Origin of the sequence: Acinetobacter sp. NBRC 100985, assembly GCF_000241225.1 — a bacterium.
GTDB lineage: Bacteria > Pseudomonadota > Gammaproteobacteria > Pseudomonadales > Moraxellaceae > Acinetobacter > Acinetobacter venetianus.
Window position 1 is genome coordinate 1 of the sequence record NZ_BAEB01000009.1, and the last position, 12,595, is coordinate 12,595.

The window sequence follows — 12,595 nt, forward strand, 5'->3', positions numbered from 1 at the left end:
TACTTACTAGTTAGTAGCTTTTTTTTATGCGAAAATAAATTAAGCAGTTTGCTCAAGTACTTTCTTGAATAAATCTTTTTGCTCTTGGCTTGGCTTAGCAGTTTGTAAAGCCATAAGCTGAGACATGTCGCCTTGTACTTTGATTTTACCCGTCATGAATGCTTGCATCGCAGCAGCCATATCAAACTCAAGGAAAACTTTACGTAAAGTTTCAGCATCCATATTTAGAGTAGTTTTAGCATTTGAAGACAAACCCTTTTGGATTTTACCTGCATCTAAAGCTAATTCTGTGTTACCAGCTGCATCTGTTACAACTAAGTTAATCGCTAAATTCGCAAGCGCTGGTGGTAAGTTTAAATCACCCGCTTCAGCAGTAAGTTTTTCAACAGTTGCAAACCAATCATCAGTTAAAAATGCAGCCATGATTATTCCTCAAATGTATTTGTTCAATTTCTTGTGCCGGCTATCCAGACGACATCTCATGAAGCAATTTGCTCGTGCCCTGTTATAGCATGTAATTTTTATTTTAGGCTATGATTTTTTGTACGCACTATTCAATTTTTAAAAAAATTATAAAAAAAGACACTTAATAAAGTGCCTTTTAAAAAATTTTACATTTTACTCAGCTGCAAAACTCAGATTTACCACATCAAGACGGTTTTTCATCTCTTCTGGATCTTTCATATCAAACTCACGTTGACCATCCAATGCCTCAAAATCGAATAAATCGCGATCCGCTAATTGTGACGGTGAAACGTTCTGTAAAGCGCCGAAGATACTGTGTAAACGTTTTGGATGCTGCTTATCCCATTCACGTAACATATCATTGATAATCGCACGCTGTAAGTTCTCTTGGGAACCACATAAGTTACAAGGAATGATTGGGAACTGACGTAATTCAGCATATTTAATGATGTCCTTTTCTTCTACATACGCTAAAGGACGAATTAAGATATTCTTTTTATCCGATGAAAGAAGTTTTGGCGGCATCGCTTTTAAACTTCCTCCATGGAATAGGTTCAAGAAGAAAGTCGCCATGATGTCGTCACGGTGATGACCTAATGCAACTTTAGTTGCACCAATCTCTTGAGCAAAGCCATAAAGCGAACCACGACGTAAACGCGAGCACACAGCACAATATGTTTTGCCTTCAGGTGTTAAACGTTTAGTAATGGTATAGGTATCTTTTTCAAGAATGTAATATGGAATCTTGTTCTCTTCCATATAACGTGGCAAAACGTCCTCAGGAAAACCTGGTTGCTTTTGGTCAAGGTTTACCGCAACTATGTCAAAATTGATCGGTGCAATTCTTTTGAACTGCAACAAGATATCGAGCAAGGTATAACTATCTTTACCACCAGATACGCAAACCATGACTTTATCGCCATCTTCGATCATGTTGTAATCACGAATTGCATGCCCTACTTGACGACGAAGCTTTTTCAACAAACGATAATACGCTGAACTTGTCGGAAGTTCTGGCTTGAAATTAAATCCTTGGTTGGACTCCACTGGCGCGTACATAGACGTGATTTACCCATAAACAAAATAACCGACAGATTTTATCTCATTCCGAAAAATTGCGCATCTAAAGAATTTTTCAATTTCTTTCAATCGTCATATTTCGATTTCATACTAGATAAATTGTGATCTAAATAAGTACAAATTGTCTGGATTGCTTATATTTCAAACTTTTCCACAGTTTTCCACAAAAGCTGTGGATAAAATTGTGGATTTCTTAGCTATTGACAAAGTGCTTTTATCTTAAAATAAGGCTTCGCATTAAATTGATCATTTTTTAACCAATGTTTTTATTAAAATAAAATCAATGACTTAAATAAGTCAATAGTTACTTTTCAAAAAAAATATTTAATTTTTTTTGCTGAACATTCGAACAAAATGACTTGCTTTTTGTTAGACAGTGAAAAATAAAAAAATTGTAGTCAAAGTACTTTTTATGATTTTTTTTGTTAAACTGCTGAGAAGAACTTAAGCATATGTTTTGTGAATATTATAACGATGGATAAAACAACTTATTTTTTGCCCTTTGCTTGGGGACAATCGGTTTTCTAAATGGTTCAGTGTCAGCTTACGCTGGGCAGACGATTTATCAATTTAAAGATACCAATGGCACAACCCTACTCACAAACAAGAAGAAAGCTGAATATAGTCATTTAAAAGTTGTCAAAGCAACTTACTACCCTGATAGTAATATTCATAGCTATTCAAATTGGGGAGCAAGTGAAGCATCTGTATTGCCTAGTTATAGCCGCAATAAAAATGCTTTTGATCAGCTGATTCGACAAGCCGCACAACAACATGGTGTTTCAGAAGGCCTCATTAAAGCCGTTATGCATACTGAGTCTGGTTTTAATATCAAGGCACGTTCGCCTGTAGGTGCTCAAGGATTGATGCAATTAATGCCTGCCACTGCGCGTCGTTTTAATGTCAGCAATGCTTATGATCCGCAACAAAATATCTTTGCAGGGGCCAAATACCTTAGTTGGCTTCTCAAGCGTTTTAATGGTGATACACGTCTTGCAATCGCAGCGTATAACGCAGGTGAAGGCAATGTTGATAAATACGGCGGGATACCCCCTTTCCGTGAAACACAGGATTACGTCCGTCGCGTCACCAGTAGATACCAAAATCTTTATGCTTCAGGTTTAGGTACTAATCTTTCAGAATCAAGTAATAATAATCAGACAGGGCAAGTATTAGCGCAATCAGCTAACTACACGAGTTCTAACAATTCCAGCTCTCCAACCACCACTCCACCACCTAAACAATATAATCGTCAAATTATCACACTTGCTGATGGTACTTTTACAGATGCACCTGCTGGAACCTATACCACAGCAAATGCCGTCGCTTCCGCGCACATCCGTTTGAGTGATTAAGAATCTATAACCAATTCTCATGTGATGATTTTGTTATCTATTTTTGTTCAAAATGACTTTTAAGTAACTGTTTCTCTGCTAATTCATTATTTTATTAGCTAAATGTATCTGCACATAATTTTTGCTTGAATTTTTAGGGTTCACCCTGCATATTAACGTTATGATTTATAATTTGTAAATCAGATCACTTTTTCTCTATAAGAGGGTTTTCTCAATGATGCGGATTGGTTTGTTCTTGCTTACCAACCTCGCGGTACTGGTTGTAGCTGGCATTATTTTGTCACTCTTCGGTGTCGGTAGTTACCATGGCGCGGGTGGCTTAAACCTAGGCAACCTATTAGTCGTCTGTTTTGTGTTTGGTATGGTGGGTTCGATTATTTCCCTACTCATGTCAAAGTGGATGGCTAAAAAAACCACTGGAACTGAATTAATCGACCCTAATGCACCTCGTAATCAGGCTGAAGCGTGGTTATTACAAGAAGTTGCTCAACTCTCTCAACGTGCAGGTATTAACATGCCTGAGGTTGGTATTTTCCCATCTTATCAGTCAAATGCATTTGCGACTGGTTGGAATAAAAATGATGCGCTGGTAGCTGTTTCGACAGGCTTATTAGAGCGTATGAATAAAGATGAGCTTCGTGCAGTACTTGCACATGAGATTGGTCACGTTGCTAACGGCGATATGGTGACACTTGCTTTGATTCAAGGTGTTGTAAACGCCTTCGTCATGTTCTTTGCACGTATTGCTGGTGACTTTATTGATCGTAATGTGTTTGGTCGTGAAGATGGTGAAGCACCCGGTCTTGCATATTTTGCGATTACCATCGTACTTGATATCGTATTCGGTATTTTGGCGTCTGCGATTGTGATGTGGTTCTCTCGTCAACGTGAATATCGCGCAGATGAAGCTGGCGCACGCTTAGCAGGTAAACAGGCAATGATTTCTGCATTACTTCGCTTACAAGCAGAATCTGAAATGCCTGATCAAATGCCTAAAGAAATGAAAGCATTTGCAATTGCGGAAGGTAAGGAACAAGGTTTTAGCTTAGCAGCTTTATTCCAAACCCACCCAACAATTGAACAACGTGTTGCTGCGTTACAGCAATTAAATGTTCAATAATCAAAAATAGATGAAAAATAAAGCCTCCATTTGGAGGCTTTATTGTTTTAATCACAAATTCGTTAACTAGCTTTGAAAGATTGATAGAGCTGCCATGCATAGCTAAAACCAGCCCATAGTGCAATCAGTAATAACAAAACAACGGCTATTCCTAATAAGTCTGGAATACGTAACCAAATCCAGCTTACGATAGGATTTCGCCAAAAAGCTGATTTTTTTTGCTTTTGCTCTAAAGACTCATGTAAGAATGGATGTACCACATGAATATCATTGTCAACCTGATATTCCTCACGAATATGATCATGTACGATTTCTAATGTCTTGCGACTTGGGCGAATAAATACATCAAATAACGTTCCAACGATTGGTACGAATCCAACCAACATATCCATGATGGCTAATTTAACCACCCCATTTAATTTATGTTGAGGAACTCCAACCTCTCGTGCTTTTTTTAAAAGCATAAAGTGTCAAAATAAATCCAGCGATATCACCTGCAAAAGGAACTGTACTTAACGCAGCATCGGCGCCCACACCTTGCTTAGTAAATGGGATACGCACCAAACTATCCATCGTATTTGCAAATTTAGCTAAGTCCCTTTCAACAGCAATGGCTTGCTGTTGAGTTAATTTTTTTTGTTGGGTCTGATTAGACATTCATTTAACCTAAACAACGTTTATGTATTGAGAATAAAGTAGTTTTTTAGTTTTGTCGGTACAATTATTATTACTTACTAGAATAAAATCATCGAAGCAATAAATAAGTACACGATGACGCCTGTTGCATCACAAATCGATGTCACCAAAGGTGCGGATGCACTAGCAGGATCAAGCCCAACCTTATTTAAAATAAACGGTAGGCTCATGCCAATTAAACAGCCCATTAACACAATACCCATCATGCTAAGAGCCAATACCAACGCAACCATTTCATCCCCTCGGAAATATCCAAGTAATGATACGGCGACTGCCATTGTACCGCCCAAACATAATGCAACAAGGCTCTCGCGTCCGAGTAGATTAAACCAATCTTTGAATTGAACATCACCTGTTGCTAAAGCTCGAACCATGAGTGTAGAGGATTGTGAACCTGCATTTCCGCCACTACCAACTAACAAAGGTAAGAAAAAGACCAGTACTAAGTTCTGTGCAATGACATCTTCATAATGTGCAATACCAATTCCAGAAAGTAAGCTACCAAATACTAAGAATACCAACCAAAATACGCGTTTTTGATATAGCTGCAAAATCGGCGCAGATTTGATGCTTAATTTCGTAGATGCATTGACTGCCCCTACCTTTAAGAAGTCTTCTGTAGCTTCCTCACTTGCGACATCCATTGCATCATCATAGGTTACGATTCCCACCATCATGCCTTGTCGATCAATAATTGGCAGCGCCAATAAATCATAACGAGCAATAGTCTTTGCAACCTCATCTTGATCCGTATCCACATAGGCAGTTAGAACATCAGTGACCATGAGTTCATTGATATTTTGTTCCTCGGCAGCAAGAATGAGCTGTTTTAATGACAAAACACCTAAAATTTTACGCGCTTCATCTAAGACATAAGCAAAGTAAATGGTCTCTGTGTCAGGTGCTTCTAATCGCAACATCTTAATCGCATCTTTCACCATCATCTGAGGTTTTAAGGTTGCATATTCAGAGCTCATGATCGCCCCTGCCGTACCTTCCATGTAAGAAGACAACTGGCGGATATCTTCACGTTCGGCTTGAGCTAAAGCTGGAAGCAATGCATTTTGTTGCTCTTCGTCTAAACACTTAAAAACATCGGCACGTTTATCAGAAGACATTTCACCAATAATTTCTGCCAAGGTATTTCTAGGCATAACTTTGGCTAATTTCACTTGCTCATTTGGGGGAAGATAGGAAAAAACATAAGCACGTTCAGGCAAATGTTTGAGTAACAACTGACTTTGATCAATAGATAACTGTGTCAATACATCAGCAATATCTACGGCCTTGAACGTTTTAATTGACTCAAGGGCAAGTTCAATGTGATTATTCTTTAATGCATCACTTAATAAATATAAAAAATTGTTGTAGCTCATGTCTGCCTCTTCACTACAAATCATCAGTAATGAAGATTTAAAGACAGATTATTATTGTACTGTCGTTAAGCGCTCTTCATTCTGACTTTGATCAATATAAAAATATGTAATTTTAGAAAAACTACAACTCTGCGTGTCCATTTAGGGAATTAATCCTCATTTAACCGCTTATACGGCACGGCAATACTACAAATATTTCTTTTTATTCTCAACTTAGACAACAAAAATGAACAATTCAAATTGTGAAGAGGCGAATGACTTTCAACTTGAACTGTTCATTGATGAGTAATACAAGTCATTTGACTAGATCGTTTCAGTTTTGATTTTCGGTTTAAACAAAGTGGTGACTACTACATACATAAACGGAATAAAGATCAGTACTAAAATCGTTCCGAATACCACACCACCAAATACACTATAACCAATTGCTTGTCGACTTAATGCCCCTGCGCCGCTTGAGAACATAAGTGGAATCACACCAGCCCCAAAAGCAATCGACGTCATCAGAATTGGACGAAGACGCAAACCTGCTGCCTCAAGTGCAGCATCCAAGCTACTCCTTCCTTGTTGTTGCAGACTTGCAGCGAACTCCACCATTAAAATGGCATTTTTACATGACAAACCAATTGTGGTGAGTAATGCGATCTGAAAATAGATATCGTTGGCAAAACCAAACAAATAACTAAATATGATCGTTCCGCCAACACCAAGCGGAATTGCAGCCATTACTACTGATGGAATTGACCAACTCTCATAGAGCGCAGCCAAGCATAAGAAAATAAAGGCGACAGAGATGAGATACAACCAAATTGCTTGATTGCTAGACTGTTGTTCTTGATAAGACAATCCACTCCAAGCCAAGCCAACATCTGGCATTTGATCAACCAAACCTTGAATTGCCTGCATTCCTTGTCCACTACTAAAGCCATTCGCTGCGTCAGCATCTAAACTAATTGCAGGATAACCCATAAAACGCTCAAGCATCGGTGGTGCGCCTTGCCAATCAATCTGACTAAACTGATTAAATGGCACCATTTGTCCATTGGCATTTTTCACATACCAAGCACTTAGATCTTCAGGTTTTGAACGATATGGAGCATCACCTTGTAAATAAACACGCTTGATTCGACCACGATCAATAAAATCATTGATGTAACTACCACTCCAAGCAGTAGATAAAGTTCTATTGATTTCACTGACATTCAGGCCATGAATCATTGCTGCTTTATGATCAATTTTGATATTTAAAACAGCTTGGTCATCATTGCCTTTTTTATCTAGATTTTCGACAAAATCAATTGCATTACTTTGCTGCTGTAATTCTTTAAAAGAATCGACCAAACTGTCGCGTCCTGAGCCTTTGATATCTTGCAACCAAAAGTCAATTTTATCTGAATTACCTAGACCACGAATCACTGAAGGCATGACCACCATGATGCGAGCTTGATTATTTTTAGAGAAATATTTCATTGCTCTGGCACGAATTTGCTGTGCGCTGTTTTCAGTTCCCTTACGATCGTCCCAATGTTTTAACGATATAAAAGCTTGCCCTAAATTTTGACCCGTTCCTGAAAAATTTCTTCCGTGAATGACCATCACACCATTTAAATTTTCTTTTTCATTCTCAAGGAAATAGTCAGAAACAACCTTACCAACCTCTTCAGTCTTGCTCATCGGCGAACCTTGCGGGAGGCTAAACTGCACACCTAATAAGCCTTGGTCCTCTTGAGGTAAAAAACTGGTTGGCAAATCACGATAAATCCAAATAAAACTGCAGATTAATAAAGACATCACAATCAAAGCGATCGCTTTAATACCAATCACCTTACTAGCAACATTGAGATAGCATGCTTTAATATAATCTAAACTTTTATTAAACCAGACAGCCCAGCGTGCTTGTTTTTGTTGTGGTTGCAATAGAATTGCACACAAAGCAGGAGTCAAAATCAAAGCCACTAACAGGGACAACCCCATCGCAACAACCAGCGTAATCGAAAACTGTCTATAGATGATCCCCGTCGCACCACTAAAAAACGACATCGGAATAAAGACTGCCGTCAATACCAGCGTGATCCCCACCAAAGCTCCACTGATTTCTTGCATTGATTGAATTGCAGCTTGTTTCGCGGTTAGCTGCTGTTCATGCATTAAACGCTCTACATTCTCCACCACGACAATCGCATCATCAACCAACAAGCCAATCGCTAATACCATGGCGAATAAAGTCAGTGTGTTTATGCTCATACCAAGAACGGCAAGAATTGCGCAAGTTCCCAAAATTACAACGGGTACTGTTACTGCTGGAACTAATGTAGCTCGCCAGTTTTGTAAGAAAATAAACATCACAAGCACAACCAGCCCTATTGCCTCAACTAATGTTGAAACGACTTGTGACATTGACTCTTTTACAAAAGGTGTATCATCTCGTGGATAAACAACAAAATATCCTTCTGGTAAAGTTTTCTCTAAGCGTGCTACTTCTTTATATACAGCATCGGCAACTTGCATCACATTTGCACCGACTGTTAATGATAAAGATAGACCAGAAGCAGGATAGCCATTTAAGCGGTTAAAGACTTGGTAATTTTCAGCACCAACTTCAACCCGCGCTACATCTTTGAGATAAACAAAACTGCCATCTGTATTGGCTTTTATAACAATATTTTCAAACTGTTCAGGGGTACGTAATAGTGAACCTGAGGTTACTTTAGCATTGAGATATTGATTATCTATCGTTGGTAAATCACCAACCGCACCAGCAGCAACTTGTGTATTTTGATTTTCAATCGCAGTGCGAACATCACTGACCTGTAATTGATAGCTTTGTAATTTTTGAGGATTAAGCCAAATCCGCATTGCATATTGCGAACCAAAAACATTGACCTCGCCAATTCCTTCAATACGGCTGAGATTTAACTCAAAATTATTGGTTAAGTAATCAGAAATATCGATATTTGTTGATCGGCCAGATTTATCTCCAAGACCGATGACCATGAAAGAGTCACTTAATGACTTTCTAACATTCACGCCTTGACGTTGTACATCTTCTGGTAAACGATTAATTGCACCATTAACTGCGTTTTGCACTTGAACTTGTGCTTGATCAGGATCAGTACCTTGCTTAAAGTACAAACTGATTCTGCTATTTCCGCTCGCATCACTACTGGAACTAAAATACAGTAAATGATCAATCCCTTTAATCTGCTGTTCAAGCACCTGTGTCACGCTATCTTCAACCGCTTGTGCATCAGCACCACTATAAGTCGCAGCAACGGTAATTCGAGGAGGGGCAATATCGGGATAACGTTCAACAGGGAGATTGAGTGTCGAAAAAATACCAAATGCCATCACCAAAATCGCTAGCACGGTTGCAAAGATCGGACGCTCAATAAAAAACTTAGATAGCATGGCTGTTCATTCCATATGCTGAAACAGTCAATTTTTCAAATGATAATCATTTTGGGAGTTGCGTTTGTGATCATTACCGAGCAATCAAGTAAACGCTATCTCTTTTAACATATCATTTCAAAATACAAGGAAATGAGGAGAAATAATGGATTTTAAAATAACAACATTTATAAAACACGATGCCCAAAATATTGAGTCATCAAAATCATGCGATATAAATTAATTTACAGTCTAATCAAATACTTCACAAATTAAGATTGACACCATATCAACTAAAACAGATATTAGCACGCCTAACTCTCTCCTCCCCATTTTACTAGGCATTTATGAAGGCCAGCTTAAAAAGTTTTAATATTCTGCTACTTATTCTACTTCCAGCACTCATCACTGGCGGTTTGCTCATTTTTGCAGGAAATTTATCAGACGGTTTACGTCTAGGCTTTTTATCCTTACCTGGCGTGCTTTTTATTTATCTAGCCATTTCACGCAAAAAAAGATACTGGTTGTGTTTTTCATTGATCTGGTGGTTCATATTTCTACTTGATTCACTCTTAAGATCAAGCACTTGGTTTTTATTTAGTAGTGATAATGAAGCGTACTTCATAATCGAAGCGATTGCCAATACTAATCAGCAGGAAATTTGGGAGTTTCTACAGCTTCATCGAGTAGCAGTAATCGGTGTGCTCACTGGCTTAGTGCTTCTGATTGCTTTCTATAGTTACGCAATTTATAAAGTTGTAAAACCAGAACATTTTCAGCAGCTTTGGCAAAGTCGTTTATTCCGTAGCCTGATTATTTTCTTGACTTTACTCTGCTTGACAAGCCATATAATGAAACCGTCTCGAAAAGTACATCCATTCGTCTTTTGGAGTGATTATCAGACTAAAATTCAGGATTTTAGAAGTCGTATAAAACAGCATAAAAATGTTCATAAACAATGGGATGTCAGTGCACATAAAAACCTAATACAAACAAGACAATCTCAAGGTAAACAAACCCATGTCTTGGTTGTTTCTGAAAGCTTAACCAGTTTAAATCTCGGTGTTTGTGGATATTCTCGAGATACAACGCCTGAGCTAAAAAAACGGCTATCAGAAATCAAGGTATTTTGTAATGCGTTTTCTCCATCACCATCGACCATTAATGCTTTACGTGTTTTACTTACTGAAAGTCCCGCTGCTGAACATGACAAATATTCACCTGAAAGTGTTTTAGCATATGCCCGTGAAGCAGGTTATAAAATTTATTGGTTAAGCAACCAAGATGATAGTTACCTTTCGTCTCTATTTGGCTCTTATGCAGACCAAGCAATTTATAAGAATAAACGTTCAGGTCGTAGCAGCACCTCATTAGATGAAAATCTCATTCCAATTTACCAACAAGCGTTAGCCGATCCAGCACCTAAAAAGCTCATTATTCTTCATTTAATCGGTGCACATCCCAATTATCAAGAACGTTATCCAGTCGCTTTTAATAAATTTACCAGTGATAGTAATGATCTAGTTGAAACTGATCTAAAAAATAGAAATATTGATCCTTGGATTCGTGCATTAAGAAATGATTACGACAATGCCGTGCTATACGAAGATTCTTTGTTAGCTAAATTTCTGGATACATTACAAGCTGATCATATTCCTGACTTTAGATCATTTACCGTGGTTTCAGATCACGGTAATGAGGTTGGACATGAAATCGATTATGCAGGCCATAGTCCCAACACCAAAGCAGGTTATCAAGTTCCTGTCATTATGTGGTCAGATAGACAACGTATCGCAGGTGTAAATAATACCAAAACATTAAACACCGCCGAATTAGATAATAACCTGATGCACATTATGGGCTTAAAAGATAAATCATCCAGCCATCAATCCTATTGGCAAGATGATAATTATCATTTTACTCCAGAAGCAAATTGGCCTTACTGGCAAAATAAATCTTAAAAGATTTAGTTCATCAATCAGCTTTATTTTTTGGTAAAACTGATTGGCTCGGTTTTTATTTATTCGCCTTAGAAATCCTATAGATTTCACAAAACTATCATCTTTTTGTCATCCGTTTGATAAAAAACACTTGCAAACTAGTTGCTTTGATAAAAACGCATGAGCTTACTTATGTTAAAAAAAGCAGTCATTTGTCTTAGCCTAATTAGCCTTGTAGGTTGTAATGACGATAACAACGATCACTCAAACTCAAAGCAACCTACTTATGAATTTCCCCAAATATTAGTGGTTGGTCATCGTGGTGCAAGCGCTCTTCGACCTGAACATACACTTGAGTCTTACCAGAAAGCAATTGATGATGGTGCTGACTTCATCGAACCAGATTTAGTATCGACTAAAGATGGCGTATTAGTAGCACGTCATGAAAATGAAATCAGTGGAACAACTAATGTCGCAGATGTACCTGAATTTGCTGATCGTAAGAAAACCAAGGTAATTGATGGTGTTACACTAACAGGCTGGTTCACTGAAGACTTTACACTAAAAGAATTACAACAATTAAAAGCGCGTGAGCGTATCCCACAGTACCGTCCTCAAAACACACAATATAATGATTTATATGACATTCCAACATTGGATCAAATCATTGACCTTGCAAATACAAACTATAAGAAAACTGGAAAAATTATTGGTTTGTACATTGAGACCAAACACCCTACTTATTTCCAAAATCAAAATCTAGCCATGGAAGATAAGTTGCTGCAAACACTGGCAAAGTATCAATATACGCGAGACATTGCACCAATTTACTTACAGTCGTTTGAAGTGGGCAATTTAAAATATCTAAAACAGCAGCTTGATCTCCATAAAAGTGTGAAACATGCACAACTCATTCAGCTATATGATGAACAAACTGCGCGTCCAGCGGATTACGTTGCAGCTGAAAACCCAACTACTTATGGCGATATGGCAACGGCTCAAGGCTTAAAAGATGTATCGAGCTATGCCAATGGCGTAGGGCCATGGAAAGTTTATGTCTTTAAAGATGCGGCGATGACTGAAACTACCTCATTTATTCAAGATGCACATAATGTTGGGCTAAAAGTTCACCCTTATACATTCCGCCCAGAAAACAACTTCTTACCTGAGTCACTT

At 38.1% G+C, this 12,595-nt stretch carries 7 protein-coding genes and 2 pseudogenes; 4 read left to right on the top strand and 5 right to left on the bottom strand.

Annotated elements, in window-relative coordinates; all coding sequences use genetic code 11:
* Positions 1 to 39 precede the first annotated feature (39 nt).
* Together ACT4_RS02910 and ttcA are read right to left on the bottom strand one after the other, a co-directional pair.
* The gene (locus tag ACT4_RS02910; RefSeq protein WP_004651955.1) at positions 40 to 423 is read right to left on the bottom strand and encodes an SCP2 sterol-binding domain-containing protein; all 384 of its coding nucleotides are present in this window, start codon (positions 421 to 423) and stop codon (positions 40 to 42) included.
* 195 nt (positions 424 to 618) lie between these two features.
* A complete protein-coding gene (gene ttcA, locus ACT4_RS02915; RefSeq protein WP_004878305.1) occupies positions 619 to 1,524 on the bottom strand; it encodes a tRNA 2-thiocytidine(32) synthetase TtcA in 906 nt (301 codons plus the stop codon).
* Between the two features lie 495 nt (positions 1,525 to 2,019).
* Between ttcA and ACT4_RS02920 the strand changes: the two are divergent.
* Both ACT4_RS02920 and htpX read left to right on the top strand, forming a co-directional pair.
* Positions 2,020 to 2,900 (top strand): annotated as a pseudogene (locus ACT4_RS02920) (lytic transglycosylase domain-containing protein).
* A 214-nt stretch (positions 2,901 to 3,114) separates the two neighbouring features.
* Positions 3,115 to 4,020 (top strand): protease HtpX, encoded by a 906-nt coding sequence (gene htpX, locus ACT4_RS02925; RefSeq protein WP_004878303.1) that lies wholly within the window; start codon positions 3,115 to 3,117, stop codon positions 4,018 to 4,020.
* Positions 4,021 to 4,082: 62 nt separating this feature from the next.
* Here the strand turns inward: htpX and ACT4_RS02930 are convergent.
* The 3 genes and pseudogenes from ACT4_RS02930 to ACT4_RS02940 all read right to left on the bottom strand — a co-directional run bounded on the left by ACT4_RS02930 (position 4,083) and on the right by ACT4_RS02940 (position 9,500).
* Positions 4,083 to 4,677, bottom strand: a pseudogene (locus ACT4_RS02930) (DUF4112 domain-containing protein).
* 77 nt (positions 4,678 to 4,754) lie between these two features.
* On the bottom strand, positions 4,755 to 6,092 hold the full coding sequence (gene mgtE, locus ACT4_RS02935; protein ID WP_004878299.1) for a magnesium transporter: 1,338 nt from the start codon (positions 6,090 to 6,092) through the stop codon (positions 4,755 to 4,757).
* Between the two features lie 303 nt (positions 6,093 to 6,395).
* Complete coding sequence (locus ACT4_RS02940; protein WP_007479690.1) at positions 6,396 to 9,500, bottom strand: efflux RND transporter permease subunit; 3,105 nt, start codon at positions 9,498 to 9,500, stop codon at positions 6,396 to 6,398.
* A 326-nt stretch (positions 9,501 to 9,826) separates the two neighbouring features.
* On the opposite strand from ACT4_RS02940, the gene ACT4_RS02945 reads away from it, so the two are divergent.
* Positions 9,827 to 11,440 carry a phosphoethanolamine transferase gene (locus ACT4_RS02945; RefSeq protein ID WP_007479691.1) on the top strand — a complete coding sequence of 538 codons (1,614 nt, stop codon included), beginning with the start codon at positions 9,827 to 9,829 and terminating at the stop codon, positions 11,438 to 11,440.
* A 171-nt stretch (positions 11,441 to 11,611) separates the two neighbouring features.
* The coding region (locus ACT4_RS02950) for a glycerophosphodiester phosphodiesterase (protein ID WP_007479692.1) at positions 11,612 to 12,595 on the top strand (984 nt) is incomplete at its 3' end.

Excerpts from the sequence above, each read along its gene's own strand:
- ACT4_RS02910 (WP_004651955.1), bottom strand. The coding sequence starts at position 423 with ATGGCTGCATTTTTAACTGATGATTGGTTTGCAACTGTTGAAAAACTT.
- ttcA (WP_004878305.1), bottom strand. The coding sequence starts at position 1,524 with ATGTACGCGCCAGTGGAGTCCAACCAAGGATTTAATTTCAAGCCAGAA.
- htpX (WP_004878303.1), top strand. The coding sequence starts at position 3,115 with ATGATGCGGATTGGTTTGTTCTTGCTTACCAACCTCGCGGTACTGGTT.
- mgtE (WP_004878299.1), bottom strand. The coding sequence starts at position 6,092 with ATGAGCTACAACAATTTTTTATATTTATTAAGTGATGCATTAAAGAAT.
- ACT4_RS02940 (WP_007479690.1), bottom strand. The coding sequence starts at position 9,500 with ATGCTATCTAAGTTTTTTATTGAGCGTCCGATCTTTGCAACCGTGCTA.
- ACT4_RS02945 (WP_007479691.1), top strand. The coding sequence starts at position 9,827 with ATGAAGGCCAGCTTAAAAAGTTTTAATATTCTGCTACTTATTCTACTT.